The sequence below is a fragment of the Micromonospora sp. NPDC051300 genome, assembly GCF_044455315.1.
Taxonomy (GTDB): Bacteria; Actinomycetota; Actinomycetes; order Mycobacteriales; family Micromonosporaceae; genus Micromonospora; species Micromonospora robiginosa.
This window is the reverse complement of record NZ_JBITEP010000041.1, coordinates 1-14,837: the sequence shown is the minus strand read 5'-3', so window position 1 is coordinate 14,837 and position 14,837 is coordinate 1. Positions and strand designations below refer to the sequence as shown.

Below are 14,837 nucleotides of genomic sequence, written 5' to 3'. Positions count from 1 at the left end.
CTCGGGGTGCCCGACAATGACGTGATGGACCCGACGACGCCGTGGACGGACCCGGTCGGTCTGCTCACCCTGCCCGGCGGCGCCACGGTGCGCGGCCGGCGGGTCGCCGCGCCGGCCTCGCCCGCCGACTTCGCGCTGGTGCTGGCGCCCGGGCCCGACCCGGGGTGGCCGGCCCGGCGGATCCGGTGGCCCGACTTCTGGGTGCCGACGGACCGCGCGGACGCGCTCGACGCCCTGCGGGAGGCGTGGCGACGCGCCTACGCGGGCCAGCGGGTCGAGGCCGCCTGCCACGGTGGCGTCGGCCGGACCGGCACCGCGCTCGCCGCGCTCGCCGTGCTGGACGGGCTGGACCCCGGCCCGGCGGTGGCCTGGGTGCGCGCGCACTATCACCGGCGCGCGGTGGAGACGCCCTGGCAACGGTGGTGGCTGCGCGGCGTCCGGTGACCGCGCGGGGCCACCGGATCGGCACAGCGTCACCGGGTCGGTGAGCCACGCCGACCCGGGCGCCGCGCTCGGTATGGTGCCTCTTCATGAGAGACCGGGTCCTGGCCGCCATCACCGCCGTCACGCTGCTCGTCGCCGGGACACCCACCCCGGCCGCCGCCGCGCCGCCGGCCGCCGCGGCCCCCGGCGTCGCCGCGCCCTGCCCCCGCCTCCCGGCGGCCAAGGTCACCCGGCCGCCCCGCCCGGTCCCGCCGCCGTCGGTGCCGGAACAGCAGGTGGTGGGCGGCGAGGCGCTTGCCGCGCCGGGCCTGGTCACCCCGCCCGGCGCGCCCCCGCCGCCGGCGCTCACCGCCACCACCTGGCTGGTCGCCGACCTGGACAGCGGCGCCGTGCTCGGCGCCTGCGGGGCGCACGTGTACGGCACGCCGGCGAGCACCCAGAAGCTGCTGCTCGCCGCCACCATGCTCAAGCGCCTGGACCCCAGACAGGTGGCCGTGGCCACCCGCGAGGACCTGGACATCGAACCGGGCAGCTCGGCCGTCGGCCTGCTGGTGGGCGGGCGCTACGCGGTGGAGACGCTCTGGCTGGGGCTGCTGCTGCAGTCCGGCAACGACGCGGCGAACATGCTGGCCCGGCTGGGCGCCGGCAACGCCCGGGCCGGGGTCGCCGAGATGAACGCCGAGGCCCGCCGGCTCGGCGCGTTGCAGACCCACGCCGTCACGCCGTCCGGCCTGGACGGCCCGGGGCAGTTCACCAGCGCGTACGACCTGGCGCTGATCGCCCGGTCCTGCTTCGCCGACCCCCGCTTCGACAGGTACGCGCTGACCGAGCGGGCGCAGATCCCGGCCCAGCCCGCGCTGAAGAAGGGCGGGTTCCAGATCCAGAACGAGAACCAGCTCATCTACCGCTATCCCGGGGCGCTCGGCGGCAAGACCGGCTTCACCGAGTTGGCCCGGCACAGCTACGTCGGGGCCGCCCAGCGCGGCGGACGCCGGCTCGTGGTCACGCTGCTCGGCGCCGAGGCCCGGCCGGTCCGGGGCTGGCAGCAGGGCGCGCAACTGCTCGACTGGGGGTTCTCGCTGCCCCGGGACGCGTCAGTCGGCGAGCTGGTCGAACCGGGCGAGCTGGACGCCGCGAGGGCCGAGCCGGCCCGGAAGGCCCCGGAGGCCGCCGCTCCGGCCCGACCCGACGCGGGACCATGGCGCGGGCCGGGCGGCACCGCGCTGCGCCGCATGGCGGACGGGGACTGGCAGGTCATCGTGCCGGCCGCCGGGCTCCTGGCGCTCACCGTCGGTGGCCTGGCGGCGGTACTCGCCGCCCGCACCCGGTCCCGCCGCTGCGGCCGTCGCCGCGCCTGACCGCCCCGGGGGTCCCGTCCGTCCCGCCGGTCCCGTCCGTCCCGCCGGCCCCCGTCCGGTCGTCCGTTCCCGGCGGGCGCGGGAGCGTCGCCTCGGCACGGCTCGTTCGGGTCCCGGGGTCGAGCGGGGAGTGGGACCGCCCCGGCCGGTCGCGTGGACGCCTGCTGCGTGGGTATGCGCCGCTCATGGAGCACCCGGGACGCATCGTGGTGATCTCCGCGGACATCGGCGCCGGGCACGACCGGGCCGCCGACGAGTTGGCGGCGCGGCTGCGCGGGCGGGGCTTCGAGGTGGACCGGCTGAACCTCCTGCACCTGCTGCCCGGCCCGCTCCACCGGGCGGTGCGGGAGACGTACCGGGGGGTGCTGGACCGGCTGCCCTGGGGCTACCACCTGCTGTTCCGGCTCACCAGCCGGTCGCGGACGTCGGTGCGCGCCATCCGCGCGCTGATGCGTCCGTTCCGCGCCCGCATCCGCCGCCGCATCCCCCCGGACACCCGGGCGGTGGTGACCACCTATCCGTTCGCCAACCAGCTCCTCGGCCCGCTGCGCCGCCGTGGGCGGCTCGGTGTCCCGGTGCTCACCTACGTGACCGACCTGGTGGTGCATCCGACCTGGCTGGCGCCGGGTGTGGACGTGTACTGCACGGTTCGGCACGCCGAGCTGCGCCGCCCCGACGACGTCGACGTCACGGTGGTCCAGCCGTTGGTGTCGCCGGCGTTCGCCGACGGCGGCGCGGTCGACCGGCGGCGGGCCCGGCAGCGCTTCGGCCTGCCGCAGGACGCTGCGCTCGCCCTGATCGTGGCCGGCTCCTGGGGCGCCGGCGAGGTGGCGGCCACGACCGCCGAGGTGGGTTCCACGGGCTTACAGCCGGTGGTGGTGTGCGGCCGGAACCGGACGTTGTACCGGCGGTTGCACGGCGCCGGGTGGCACGTGCTGGGCTGGGTGGACGACATGCCGGCGCTGATGCGCGCCGTCGACGTGGTGGTGGAGAACGCCGGCGGGCTGACCTGCCAGGAGGCGCTCGTCGCCGGCGTACCGGTGGTCACCTACCGCCCGCTGCCCGGGCACGGCCGGGCGAACGCCACCATCCTTGCCCGGTCCGGCCTCACCCGGTGGGCCGGCACGCCCGACCAGCTCGGTCCGGTCCTCGCGGCGGTGGTCGGGACCGCGCCGCCGGCCGCAGCGGGGGACGGTCCGCCGCCGGATGACCCGGCCGGGCTGGTCGTCGAGGCCGCCCGCCGGGCCGCGCCGGCCGGTCCGGCCGAGCCGGAGCGCCGGTCGCTGCTCGACCCGGTCGGCGACGCGGTCGCGGTCGTCGCCGCGCTGCTCCAGTCGACCGGCGGCCTGCGGTGAGTCCGGCCGCGCGGCCCCGGGCGGCCGGTGGTCTGCGGTGAGTCCCGCCGCGCGGCCCTGGCGGCCCGCGGTGGGTCCCGCCGCGCTGGCCCGGGTCGCGGCGGTGGCGCTGCCTGCGGTCCAGGTGGCGCCGGTGGCGACCGCGCTGCCGGCGCTGCGCCGGCGGCTGCTGCCCGGCCTGCACGGCCTCGGGGCGCCCGACCGGGTCGCGCTGACCTTCGACGACGGGCCGGACCCGGAGTCGACGCCGCACTTCCTGGACGTGCTCGCCGCGCACCGGGTCCGGGCCACGTTCTTCGTGCTCGGCGTCATGCTGCGCCGACACCCGGACCTGGGCCGCCGGCTGGTCGCCGCCGGCCACGAGGTGGCCCTGCATGGCTGGGCGCACGACAACCTGCTGCTGCGCGGACCGGCCGGCACCGTGCGTGACCTGACCCGCGGGTACGACCTGGTCACCGACGTGACCGGCCGGCCGCCGGTGTTCCTGCGCCCGCCGTACGGCGTGCTGACCGGCGCGACCCTGCTGGCCGCCCGGCGGCTGCGGCTGCGCCCGGTGCTGTGGAGCTGCTGGGGGCGGGACTGGACCGCGTCGGCCACCGGGGATACCGTCCTGCGGCGGGTGCTGGCCGGCCTGCACGGCGGCGGCACCGTGCTGCTGCACGACTCCTCCTGCGCCGCCCAACCGGGTGCCTGGCGGGCCGCGCTCGACGCGCTGCCGGGGCTGCTCGCGGCGTGCCGCCGTCGCGGCTGGCACGTCGGCCCGCTCGCCGCCCACGGCCTCGACATTCGCTGAGGTGCCCGGCCCGCTCGCCGGCCACGGCCTCGGCGCGAGTCGAGGTGCCCGGTCCGGCGCGCGGCCCGGGCGGGGGAGCGGACCACCGTACCCGGCGCCACCGGCCCCGGGACGCGAATCCCGGAGCCGGCGACCCGTTCGGGTCGGCGTGGCTAGCGTGCGGGGCATGAGGACCTGGGGACCGTCCGTGGCGCTGGCCGCCGCCCTGATCCTGCCGCTGTCGGCGCCGGCCGCGCCCGCCGTGGCGGGAGTCCGGCACGCCGCCGCGCCGGGCCGCCGGCTGCCCGGCGGCGCGCCACCGTGCCCGAACGTGCCGGCGCCGGCGACCCGGCCACCGCAGGCCCCGCCGGCGGCCGATCCGGCGGCCCGGTCGGTCGGCGGCGCCGCGCTGGACACGAGCGGGCTCGTCGTCCCGCCCGTGGCGAGCGCGCCGCCGCCGGTGACCGCGACCTCGTGGCTGGTCGCGGACCTGGACACCGGCGCGGTGCTCGGGGGCTGCGGCCCGCACGAGTACGGGGTGCCGGCAAGCGTGCAGAAGCTGCTGCTGACCGCGACGATGCTGCCCCGGCTGGACCCGAACCGGGAGGTCACCGTGACCGCCGGGGACGTGGCGATCGAGCCGGGCAGCTCGGCGGTCGGGCTGGCCGAGGGCGGCCACTACCGGATCGAGACGATCTGGCTGGGTCTGCTGCTGAAGTCGGGCAACGAGGCGGCCAACACGCTGGCCCGGCTCGGTGGCGGCCCGGACGGGCTGGCCGGCGGCGTGCGGGCGATGAACGCCGAGGCGCAGCACCTCGGCGCCCGGCAGACGCACGCGGTCACCCCGTCCGGTCTGGACGGGCCGGGGCAGTTCACCAGCGCGTACGACCTCGCGCTGATCGCCCGGGCCTGCTTCCACGAACCGGCGTTCCGCCGCTACACCGCGACCCGGACCGCGCAGGTGCCGGCCCAGCCGGCGTTGCACGAGAAGTCGTTCCAGATCCAGAACGACAACATGCTGCTGGACCACTACCCGGGCGCCATCGGCGGCAAGACCGGCTTCACCGACCTGGCCCGGCACACGTACGTCGGCGCGGCCGAGCGGGGCGGGCGCCGGCTGGTGGTGACCCTGCTCGGCGCGGAGATCCCCACGCAGCGGGGCTGGCAGCAGGGCGCGGCGCTGTTGGACTGGGGTTTCGGGCTGCCCCGGGACGCGGCCGTCGGCCGGCTGGTGGAACCGGGCGAGCTGGACCGGCCGGCGTCCCCGACCGCTGCGGCGTCGGCCCTGGCCGGACACGCCGACCTGGGCGCCGGCGCGGCGGCGTCCGGCACGCGGCGGGGCGTCGGCGTGCCGGTCGCGGTGGGCGCGCTGCTGGTGGCCGGGGGAGCGGTGCTGCTGGCCCGACGGCGCCGGCACGCGGCGGCGGTGGCCATGTCGACCGGGTCCGTCCTGCGGGAGCCAGAACTTCCGGAAGACGGCTGAGAACGACCGATCCGGCTACCGGCCGGCGGGGCCCGCGGTGCTGTCCCGCACCACCAACTCGGTGGCCAACTCGATCCGCGGCGACTCGATCTCCTCGCCCTGGGCCAGCCGCAGTACGGTGCGGGCGGCGAGCCGCCCCATCTCCACCAGCGGCTGGCGCACGGTGGTCAGCGGCGGTGAGGCCCACCGGGCCTCCGGCAGGTCGTCGAAGCCCACCACGGACACGTCGTCGGCGACCCGCAGCCCGCGCCGGCGCACCGCCTCGTAGACCCCGAAGGCCATCTGGTCGCTGGCCGCGAAGATCGCCGTGGGCGGGTCGTCCAGATCGAGCAGCGCGCCGCCGGCCGTGTAGCCGGAGGCGTGGTAGAAGTCGCCGGGGTGGACCAGCCGGTCGTCGGCCGGCACGCCGGCCGCCGCGAGCGCGGCCCGGTAGCCGTCCAGCCGGGCGCGGCTGCACAGCAGGTGCGGCGGGCCGGCGACGAAGCCGATCCGCCGGTGGCTCAGCGTCAACAGGTGCTCGGTGGCGGACAGGCCGCCGGTCCAGTTGGTGGCGCCGATCGCCGGCACGTCCGTCCCGGCCACCCCGGCGTCCGGGTCGACCACGACCATCGGCACGTTGAGCCGGCGCAGTTGCGCCTGCACGGCGGGGCTCAGGTGCGAGGTCACCACGATCACCCCGTCCGAGGCGCGGGCGCGCAGGTTGTGCAGCCATTGCCGGGTGGAGCTGGACTCCCGGTGCACGGCCGAGATGACGACGCCCACTCCGGCGGCGTGGCCGACGTCCTCCACCCCGCGGATGATCTCCACCGCCCAGGGGCTGTCCAGGTCGTTGAAGACCAGGTCGACCAGGTCCGCCCGGCGCACCGTGCGGCTGCCCCGACGCCGGTAGCCGTGGTGGCGCAACAGCTTCTCGACCCGCTCGCGGGTGTCCGGGGCGACGTCGGAGCGCCCGTTGAGCACCCGCGACACGGTGGGCACGGAGACGCCGGCCTCCCGTGCGATCGCGGTGATGGTCACCCTGCGCTCGTCGTCCCCGCTCACCCGTGTTCCCTTCGCCGGCTGCCGGAACCGACCGGAAAACCGTTCCGCCCCCCGCACATCTTGCCGTACGCCGAGGGCTTGACGACAGGTCGGTCCGGTCCTAGCGTTCGGTCAAGTTACGGAAATATTCCGGAAACACGCCGGATTCCGGCGCGGCGACGCGCCGGCGCCGGCTCCACGGACGACCAGGAAGCCGAGGCGTGTTCACCGACCTGCCCGAGGCGGAACTCCGCCAGCACCGCAGTGACCTGTGCGAACCGTCCGACTTCGACTCCTTCTGGGCCGACACGCTGGCCGAGGCGCGCTCCTGCGGCGACCCGGTGGCGGCGACCCCGGTGTCGACCCCACTGACCGGAGTGGACGTCTTCGACGTGACGTTCCCCGGCTTCGCCGGGCAACCGGTGCGGGCCTGGCTGCGGGTGCCGCGCGGCGCGGCCGGGCCGCTGCCGACGGTCGTGCAGTACGTCGGCTACGGCGGCGGGCGTGGCCACCCGTTGGAGAACCTGCTCTGGTCCGCCGCCGGCCTCGCCCACCTGCAGATGGACACCCGGGGTCAGGGCTCCGGGTGGAGCCGCGGCGACACGCCGGACGTGGCGGCCGCCGGGCCGCAGGCGCCCGGGATGGCGACCCGGGGCGTGGAGGACCCGCGCCGTTACTACTACAGGCGCTTCCTCACCGACGCGGTACGCGCCGTCGACGCACTCGGCGACCTGCCGGCGGTCGACCCGGACCGGGTGGCCGTGCTCGGCCACAGCCAGGGCGGGGCGGCGGCGCTGGCCGCCGGCGCGCTGGCGGCCCGGGTGCGGGCCGTGGTGGCGCACGTGCCGTTCCTCTGCGACGTCGCGCGCGCCGTCACGCTCACCGACTCGGCTCCCTACCGGGAGATCCGGGACTACCTCGCCGTGCACCGGGACGCCGAGGAGCAGGTGCTGCGCACGCTCTCCTACGTCGACGGAGTGGCGTTCGCCCGACGCGCCACCGCGCCCGCCCGCTTCTCCGTCGCGTTGATGGACGAGATCGTCCCCCCGTCGACCGTGTACGCCGCCTACCACGACTACCGGGGCGACAAGGAGCTGACGGTGTGGCGCTACAACGGCCACGAGGCGGGCGCCGTCGACGACGACGCCGCCGCGCTCGACTTCCTCCGCGCGACGCTCACCCCGTGATAGAACCGGGAGGGTGCGCAGGGCGGTGGCGGGGGTGCTGGTCGTGGCGGTCGCGGCGGTCGCGACCGCCTGCCACCGGCCCGCGCCGGGCCCCACGCCGTCGCCCACCCCGACCGGCCCGCGCGCCCCGGCCGACGTCGTCGATCTGGCCGCCGTCGACCCGACCGTCCACACCGACATCCGGTACGCCTCGGCGCACAATTTCGTCGGCCGCCCGATCGACGGCTACCCCGAGCCGCTCTGCCTGCTCACCCGGCGGGCGGCGGACGCGCTGCACCGGGTGCAGACCGCCGCGCTGGCCCAGGGCCGCAGCCTGAAGGTGTACGACTGCTACCGCCCGCAGCGGGCCGTGAACGAGTTCGTGGCCTGGGCGAAGCTCCCCCGGGAGCAGCAGATGAAGGGGGAGTTCTACCCGGACCTGCCGAAGGACCGGCTCTTCGCCGACGGCTACATCGGCGCGCCCACCGCGCACAGCCGGGCCAGCACGCTCGACCTGACACTGGTCCCGGTGCCCACCCCGGCGCAGCCCGACTACACGCCCGGTGAGCCGTTGCGGCCCTGCACCGCCCCCGCCGGCCGTCGCTTCGCCGACGACTCGGTCGACATGGGCACCGGGTTCGACTGCTTCGACCCGCGCGCCCACACTGCCGACGCGCGGATCACCGGCGCCGCCCGGACGAACCGGGAGCTGTTGAAGCGGTTGATGACCGCGCAGGGGTTCGAGAACTACCCGCGCGAGTGGTGGCACTACCGGTACGTGGACGAGCCGTACCCGGACACCTGGTTCGACTTCCCGGTGGCCCGCTCGTCGCTGCGGTAACCCGGTTGCGTCATGATCCACAACGGTTAGGCTCCGGACGACCGCACGCCCACCCGGAAGGATGCCCCGTGGAGACCGAACGGATCGGCCCGCCGCTGCTGGCCGGCGAGCGGGAGACGCTGCGCGCGTTCCTCGACTTCCACCGGGCCACCCTGGCCCTCAAGTGCGAAGGGCTGACCGACGAGCAGTTGCGCCGGCGGTCGTCGCCGCCGTCGACGCTGTCCCTGCTCGGCCTGGTCCGGCACATGGCCGAGGTGGAGCGCACCTGGTTCCGCCGGGTCGTCGCCGCCGAGGACGTGCCGCTGGTGTGGTCGGACAACGGCGACTTCCAGGTGGCGTACGACGCGGCCGAGGCCGACGTGGCCGAGGCGTTCGAGGCGTGGCGGCGCGAGGTCGAGCACGCCCGCCGGATCGAGCGGGAGGCCGAGTCGCTCGACGTGACCGGCCACCAGGCCCGCTGGGGCGAGGACGTCTCGCTGCGTCTGGTGATGGTGCACATGCTGCACGAGTACGCCCGGCACAACGGTCACGCCGACCTCCTCCGCGAGGCCGTCGACGGCACCGTCGGCGTGTAAGGCGGGGCCCCCTGTTAACGCCTGCGGTAGAGAAGGTGCCCCCTCTCAACACTCGATCATGAGGCGCGGGACCGAGGTCCCGGCCACCGGGCCCTCCGGCCCTGCCACCTGCCCACCGCCGCGAGAAGCGTGGGAGGTGACAGCGGCGTGAGGAGGAATCATGAAGGCACTCGTGTACGGCGGGCCGGGCGTGAAGTCCTGGTCCGAGATCCCGGACCCCACGATCGCCGACCCGCGTGACGCGATCGTCCGGGTCGACGCGGTCACCATCTGCGGCACCGACCTGCACATCCTCGGCGGTGACGTGCCCGAGGTCGAGCCGGGCCGGGTGCTCGGCCACGAGGCGGTCGGCACGGTCGTGGCGGTCGGCGAGGGCGTTGCCAACCTGACCCCGGGAGACCGGGTCCTCGCCTCCTGCATCTCCGCGTGCGGCGTCTGCCGCTACTGCCGCGACGGCGTCTACGGGCAGTGTCTGGGCGGCGGCGGGTGGATCCTGGGGCACACCGTCGACGGCGTGCAGGCCGAGTACGCCCGCGTCCCGTTCGCCGACCTGTCCACGTACCGTCTGCCGGAGGGCGTCTCCGACGAGGCGGCCGTGCTGCTGGCCGACATCCTGCCCACCTCGTACGAGGTCGGGGTGCTCAACGGCGGGGTGCGGCCCGGCGACACCGTCGTGGTGGTCGGCGCCGGCCCGATCGGCCTGGCCGCGATCCAGACCGCCCGGCTCTTCTCGCCCACCCACGTGATCGCCGTCGACAAGGCCCGGAGCCGGCTCGACGCGGCCAAGCGGTTCGGCGCCGACCTGACCGTGCTCGCGGACGACGACCCGCTCGACGCGGTCCGCTCGGTCACCGGCGGGCTCGGCGCGGACGTGGCGATCGAGGCGGTCGGCGTGCCGGCCAGCTTCGAGTTGTGCACCACGCTGGTCCGTCCCGGCGGGCGGGTCGCCAACATCGGCGTGCACGGCGCGCCGGCCACGCTGCACCTCGAGCGGCTCTGGATCCGCGACGTCACCATCACCACCGGCCTGGTCGACACCCGCACCACACCGAAGCTGCTGGACATGCTGGTAGCAGGCCAGCTCGACACCGCGCACATGGTGACCCACAGGTATCCGCTGGACGAGATCGTCGAGGCGTACGACGTGTTCGCCCGCCCGGCCGAGACCGGCGCGCTCAAGGTCGTGCTCTCCCGCTGAGGGGTGTTAAGCGGGGCCCCCTCCTCTACCGGAGGCGTTAAGAGGGGGCCCCGCCTTACCCCGCAGGGGGAGCCAGGCGAGGACGGCGGCGATCTGGGCGTCCCAGTACGCCCAGTCGTGGTCGCCGGGGCCGAAGTCGACGGTGAGCGGCCGGCCCAGGCGGCGCGCGGTGTCGACGAAGCGCACGTTGTCCTCGTACAGGAAGTCCTCGGTGCCGCAGGCGACGTAGAGCGCGGGCAGGTCGTCGCCGGCCCGCTCCAGCAGCGCGACGGTGTCGTCCTCGTCCGGCGGTGGTCGCTCGCCCCAGACGGTGTGCCACACCGCCGGGTCGACCGGGCTGGACGGCTGGTGGCGTCGCCGCACCACGTCGAGCGCCCCGGAGAGGCTGGCCGCGGCGGCGAACCGCTCCGGGTGGCGCAGCGCCCACTTCACCGCGCCGTAGCCGCCCATCGACAGGCCCGCGACGAACGTGTCCTCCGGTCGGGTGGAGAGGCGGAAGAACGACCGGCACACCTCGGGCAACTCCTCGCTGAGGAACGTCCAGTACCGGTTGCCGTGCTCCTCGTCGCGGTAGAAGCTGCGCTGCACCTGCGGCATCACCACGGCCAGCCCCAGCGGGGCGACGTAGCGCTCGATCGACGACCGCCGGGTCCACGCCGTGTCGTCGTCGGTGAGGCCGTGCAACAGGTAGAGCACCGGCGGGTCACCGTCGACGGCGGCGCCCGCCATGCCGATGCCGGCCGCGCCACGGTCGGGCAGCAGCACCGTCATCGAGGTGCCCATGCCGAGCGCCTCGGAGAAGAAGTCACAGCGGATCCGAGCCATGGAACGGCAGCGTACCGGCGGCCCGATCAGGGGTGGATGGACAGTTCCTATTGCCCCGGGCCACCCGGCGGGACAGGATGGGCATGCGTGCCGGAAACGTGTTCGTAACCTGCGCGCTGCTGGTCTCTGTCACGAGGAAGTGGGAGTCAGGCATGAGCGACGTCTCGGCGGCACTGGGTGTGCGCCTCTACCCGGACCTAGTCGAGCCCGGCGGTTTGGCTCCCGCGCTCGCGCAGACCGCCACCGCCCACCAGCTCGACGTCGGCCAGGTGACCGCTCCCGAGCAGGGCCGCGGCCGGTTCACCTCCGCCGAGCTGACCTCGCCGCGGGGCGTCGTCTGTGTCCACCTCGGCTCTCAGGCCCGCTACTTCATGATCGACCTGCGGGTCGACGGCGAGGTCGAGGCCCGCGGCGACGCCACCGACCTGCTCCAGGTCGCCCAGGTGGCGGCCGCCTGGCGGGCCGGCACCACGGTCACCGACCTCACCGCGCGCTTCCCCTTCATGGAGCAGATGAGGCGCCACCCGGTCACCCAGGCCGGCTAGGTCGGCTCACGGCAGGAGCGCCGGCGCGCGAAGCCGCGCCGGGGACTGCTTCCTGCCCTCTTTCACCGTGCCGGCCGCCCGGACGGCGAGACGACGCCGACGAGATCCCGGCGGAGGGTGCGGGCTCGCCGAAGCGGGACGCTCCGATCCCGACGGACGCCCGTGGTCTTCGGATCCCTGCAGTCCGCACGCTCCTGCAGTCGTGTCTGTCCGACTCGGCCTTTCGGCCGGAGTCTCCGTCCGGTGCGGTACGTATGTCCGACGGCCGGGACGTGACAAGTCGTGAGGGCGCGACTACCGTGTAGTTTCGCGTTGTCGACGCGCGCGCAAATCTTCGAATTGCATCGCAGATCCGCTGCGTAGGTGGCAAGAGGGGTGTGTCAATGAACGAGTTCACCGAGCACACATTGCCTGCCGCGGTGCAGTGGCTGTTCGAGGCCAACGGTTACCTGGTCGAGGGCCCGATCCATCATTTCGGCGCCGAGGTCGACCTGGTGGCGACCCAGCTCGCCGGCTTTGCCAGCGCGAAGGTCTACATCGAGGTCACCGTCCAGTACGTGGACACCGCCAAATATGGCAAGGACCTGACCAAGCTCGATATGTTCAGAAACGAGCCCGGAGCGCAGCGTCTCATCGTCTCCTCCAAGGGCTTCACGCCGGACGTCCGGGAGAGGGCGGCCGCGTCCGGCATCACCACCATGACCTACGAGGAACTGTTCAGAAACTTCGAGAAGTGTGATCCCTACATAAACTCCGTGCTTCGGAACGGCGACACCGCCAGCGCGTTGGCGGCGCTCGACGAGGTTTATGAGGAGCCGGTCTTCGATGACGAGATGGGCCAGTCCACCGCGACGGCGTACCTCACGGACTGGGCGCGGTCACCGGATTCGCACCGGTGGCTTGTCGTGGTCGGGGAGTACGGCACCGGAAAGACGGCCCTGACGCGGGTGCTGCAAAGGCGCTGGACGCGAGACTACGCCAACGGCGTCGGCACGGCGATTCCCTTCCGCATCGAGCTGAAGGACTTCTCGAAGCAGTTCGACGCCCGTGGCCTCCTGCATCACTTCCTGGATCGGAACGAACTCGCGCATCTCCCCATCCAGTTCGTCGAGAGCATGATCGCCCAGGGTCGGGTCGTGCTGCTTCTCGACGGTTACGACGAGATGGCGCAGTATCTGAACGTCCGGGAACGGCGCGCCTGCCTCGAAGCCCTCACGGACCTGGCCCAGGGCGGCGCTCGCGGCATTCTGACCAGCCGCCCCAACTACTTCACCGAGGCCGAGGAACTGCGGGTCTTCGAGGCGCTGTACAAGCGGATCGACCATCGCTATTCGAGGTCTACGTCGGTGCTGGACCGGAGCATCGCCGAACACGAGCGGCGGGTCGACGAGGCGCTGGACGAGTTCGTGATGAAGCGCCTTGAACGACAACTCAAGGACCTGGACCGAACGCAGGCGGTCAGACTGGTCGAGCGTCATCTGAAGGACGACCGCGCCGGCGCGGCAGTCGTGGTCAGCATCCTGGACCGCGTCTTCCGGACGGAGACGTCCCGAGAGGCCGTCTCCCTGTCGGGCAAGCCGGTGATCGCCAGCTATCTCCTCGAAGTGGTGGAGGAGTTGAAGAAGGATCCACAGGCCGCCGGCGGTGAGAACAGCGTGCTCTCGGAGTACCAGATCTTCGAGCTGATCATCGACAAGCTCATGCTGCGAGACTACCGGCGCACGACCGAGATCCTTCCGGGGGAACGCAAGCGTTTCCTGCAACAGCTCGCGATCGAGCTGACCAGTAATGAGCAGAAGGTTCTCAAGGAGCCCGAATTCCGGAAGGTCGTCGCCCGGGAGTTCAAGACCAAGATAAAGCAGCGCACGGCGGACGGGGTCGAGGATGTGGGTCAGGCGCTCTTCGACGACCTGCGTTCCTCCACCACACTGACCCGGGCCCGCGGCCGGGACGGGTTCGGCTGGAACTTCTCGCACAGCACCCTTCGGGAATTTCTCCTCGTCGAGGAACTTCTCGGCGCCCTGATCGAGGAGAAGCCGATCGCGAAGAGGATTCCCCTCACCGAGACCATGCGGCTGTTCGTCCGTTCCATGCCGGCCGACCGGCTGGAAGAGCTCATCGTGTCGCTGTCGGCGACCTGGCACAGCAGGACGACTCTTCCCGGGCTCGATCAGGTCTTCAGCCTCGCATGGCCAGGGATCCGCCGCCAGGGCGCCGACAAGGACGTGCGCGCCGGCCTGCAGCGGATAACCGGCCCAGGACTCGACCTGTCGCACGGCGCGTTTCAGGGACTGGCCCTGGAAAGCCAGGAGACGCCGGTCGACCTGCGCGGGCTGAACGGGGCCGGGAGTGAATTCGTCGAGTCCGACTTCACCGGCAGCGATCTGTCCGGTGCATCCTTCGCCGGTGCCGGTCTCGACGGCTGCATCCTTCGGGAAGCATCGGTGCGGGGCGCGAGCTTCGTCGGCTCCTACATGCTCGACTGCGATCTGACCGGCATCGACTGCGTCGGCTCGGACTTCCGCCAGTTGGACCGTGATTCCACCGCGGTCGTCGTCATCGGCGACAAGTCGGTTTATCTGGAGAAGGCCCGGCTGACGGGCTACCTGCGGTTCCGGGGTGCCCAGACGGACGAGGTGGATCTCTACAACGTCGTCAGCAACGACCAGAACTTCGAGATCGCGGCGAAGATCGCACGGCATCTCGCCGCCGACACCTGGTGCCAGCGGCGAGGTCTCGAGCAGCGCGGCGCCTCCGCGAAGAACGTGTCGTACGCGAAGAGTTTCGTCAAGCACCTCATTTCGATCGGCTACGTGCAGGAAAAGGGTGGCCGGGCCGATCTCGTGGGGGCGACCGGACCGGGAAAGGCGGCCTTCATCAATTTCACGAACAACCAACAGATCGATGAGGCCCTGGCGGGGTACTTCACGTACTGACGTGGCGGGCGCGGCCGCAGGCGGGTGGAGGGATATCCGATTGTGTGCCGGTGTCGATGCTCGTACGGTGAGCCGGCCACGTCGAACTGATCCAGTGGGGGAGCGCACCGTGTCGCAGCAGAATCGGAACCGAGCCGGGCAGCCCGCCCCCCGCGCCGGTGCCCTGCTGCCCGAACCGGGCGCGGCCCGCCGCCGTCGGCAGTGGCAACCAGGGTGGTGGCGCGTCTAAGGCGTGTTTCATAAGCCGGTCAGAGCCACTCGCAGATGATGGTGATGGTCAGGCTGGCCTGGAACCGGACGGCCAACTTGTCGTAGCGGG

General features: G+C 73.4%; 13 protein-coding genes. 11 read left to right on the top strand and 2 right to left on the bottom strand.

Annotated features, from left to right (window positions below):
- Positions 1-24 precede the first annotated feature (24 nt).
- The 5 genes from ACIA5A_RS28620 (at position 25) to ACIA5A_RS28600 (ending at position 5,412) form a co-directional block, all read left to right on the top strand.
- Positions 25-444, top strand: coding sequence for a protein phosphatase (locus tag ACIA5A_RS28620; protein WP_396767536.1), 420 nt, complete (start codon positions 25-27; stop codon positions 442-444).
- Between the two features lie 86 nt (positions 445-530).
- A complete protein-coding gene (locus tag ACIA5A_RS28615; protein ID WP_396767535.1) occupies positions 531-1,802 on the top strand; it encodes a D-alanyl-D-alanine carboxypeptidase family protein in 1,272 nt (423 codons plus the stop codon).
- Between the two features lie 185 nt (positions 1,803-1,987).
- Positions 1,988-3,157: a UDP-N-acetylglucosamine--LPS N-acetylglucosamine transferase gene (locus ACIA5A_RS28610; RefSeq protein ID WP_396767534.1), complete on the top strand. Its 1,170-nt coding sequence runs from the start codon at positions 1,988-1,990 to the stop codon at positions 3,155-3,157.
- Positions 3,158-3,194: 37 nt separating this feature from the next.
- The gene (locus ACIA5A_RS28605) at positions 3,195-3,950 is read left to right on the top strand and encodes a polysaccharide deacetylase family protein (protein ID WP_396767533.1); all 756 of its coding nucleotides are present in this window, start codon (positions 3,195-3,197) and stop codon (positions 3,948-3,950) included.
- A gap of 166 nt (positions 3,951-4,116) precedes the next feature.
- Entirely contained in the window at positions 4,117-5,412 is a 1,296-nt protein-coding gene (locus tag ACIA5A_RS28600; RefSeq protein WP_396767532.1) for a D-alanyl-D-alanine carboxypeptidase family protein, read from the top strand.
- A 15-nt stretch (positions 5,413-5,427) separates the two neighbouring features.
- Here the strand turns inward: ACIA5A_RS28600 and ACIA5A_RS28595 are convergent, their stop codons facing one another.
- Positions 5,428-6,453, bottom strand: coding sequence for a LacI family DNA-binding transcriptional regulator (locus ACIA5A_RS28595; protein ID WP_396767531.1), 1,026 nt, complete (start codon positions 6,451-6,453; stop codon positions 5,428-5,430).
- Positions 6,454-6,653: 200 nt separating this feature from the next.
- Between ACIA5A_RS28595 and ACIA5A_RS28590 the strand changes: the two genes are divergently transcribed.
- The 4 genes from ACIA5A_RS28590 to ACIA5A_RS28575 all read left to right on the top strand — a co-directional run bounded on the left by ACIA5A_RS28590 (position 6,654) and on the right by ACIA5A_RS28575 (position 10,212).
- On the top strand, positions 6,654-7,619 hold the full coding sequence (locus tag ACIA5A_RS28590; RefSeq protein WP_396767530.1) for an acetylxylan esterase: 966 nt from the start codon (positions 6,654-6,656) through the stop codon (positions 7,617-7,619).
- 13 nt (positions 7,620-7,632) lie between these two features.
- Positions 7,633-8,439, top strand: coding sequence for a M15 family metallopeptidase (locus tag ACIA5A_RS28585; RefSeq protein ID WP_396767529.1), 807 nt, complete (start codon positions 7,633-7,635; stop codon positions 8,437-8,439).
- A 68-nt stretch (positions 8,440-8,507) separates the two neighbouring features.
- Positions 8,508-9,014 (top strand): DinB family protein, encoded by a 507-nt coding sequence (locus ACIA5A_RS28580; protein WP_396767528.1) that lies wholly within the window; start codon positions 8,508-8,510, stop codon positions 9,012-9,014.
- A 160-nt stretch (positions 9,015-9,174) separates the two neighbouring features.
- Positions 9,175-10,212, top strand: a complete 1,038-nt coding sequence (locus tag ACIA5A_RS28575; protein ID WP_396767527.1) for a zinc-dependent alcohol dehydrogenase family protein — start codon at positions 9,175-9,177, stop codon at positions 10,210-10,212.
- Between the two features lie 6 nt (positions 10,213-10,218).
- Here ACIA5A_RS28575 and ACIA5A_RS28570 read toward each other — a convergent pair whose 3' ends face one another.
- Entirely contained in the window at positions 10,219-11,037 is an 819-nt protein-coding gene (locus ACIA5A_RS28570; RefSeq protein ID WP_396767526.1) for an alpha/beta hydrolase, read from the bottom strand.
- 152 nt (positions 11,038-11,189) lie between these two features.
- Here ACIA5A_RS28570 and ACIA5A_RS28565 point away from each other — a divergent pair, with 152 nt between their 5' ends.
- Both ACIA5A_RS28565 and ACIA5A_RS28560 read left to right on the top strand, forming a co-directional pair.
- Entirely contained in the window at positions 11,190-11,582 is a 393-nt protein-coding gene (locus tag ACIA5A_RS28565; protein WP_396767525.1) for a hypothetical protein, read from the top strand.
- 383 nt (positions 11,583-11,965) lie between these two features.
- Positions 11,966-14,518, top strand: a complete 2,553-nt coding sequence (locus ACIA5A_RS28560) for an NACHT domain-containing protein (RefSeq protein WP_396767524.1) — start codon at positions 11,966-11,968, stop codon at positions 14,516-14,518.
- Positions 14,519-14,837: the final 319 nt, after the last annotated feature.

Coding starts and splice junctions, on each gene's coding strand:
- ACIA5A_RS28620 (WP_396767536.1), top strand. CDS start 25: ATGGACCCGACGACGCCGTGGACGGACCCGGTCGGTCTGCTCACCCTG.
- ACIA5A_RS28615 (WP_396767535.1), top strand. CDS start 531: ATGAGAGACCGGGTCCTGGCCGCCATCACCGCCGTCACGCTGCTCGTC.
- ACIA5A_RS28610 (WP_396767534.1), top strand. CDS start 1,988: ATGGAGCACCCGGGACGCATCGTGGTGATCTCCGCGGACATCGGCGCC.
- ACIA5A_RS28600 (WP_396767532.1), top strand. CDS start 4,117: ATGAGGACCTGGGGACCGTCCGTGGCGCTGGCCGCCGCCCTGATCCTG.
- ACIA5A_RS28575 (WP_396767527.1), top strand. CDS start 9,175: ATGAAGGCACTCGTGTACGGCGGGCCGGGCGTGAAGTCCTGGTCCGAG.
- ACIA5A_RS28570 (WP_396767526.1), bottom strand. CDS start 11,037: ATGGCTCGGATCCGCTGTGACTTCTTCTCCGAGGCGCTCGGCATGGGC.
- ACIA5A_RS28565 (WP_396767525.1), top strand. CDS start 11,190: ATGAGCGACGTCTCGGCGGCACTGGGTGTGCGCCTCTACCCGGACCTA.
- ACIA5A_RS28560 (WP_396767524.1), top strand. CDS start 11,966: ATGAACGAGTTCACCGAGCACACATTGCCTGCCGCGGTGCAGTGGCTG.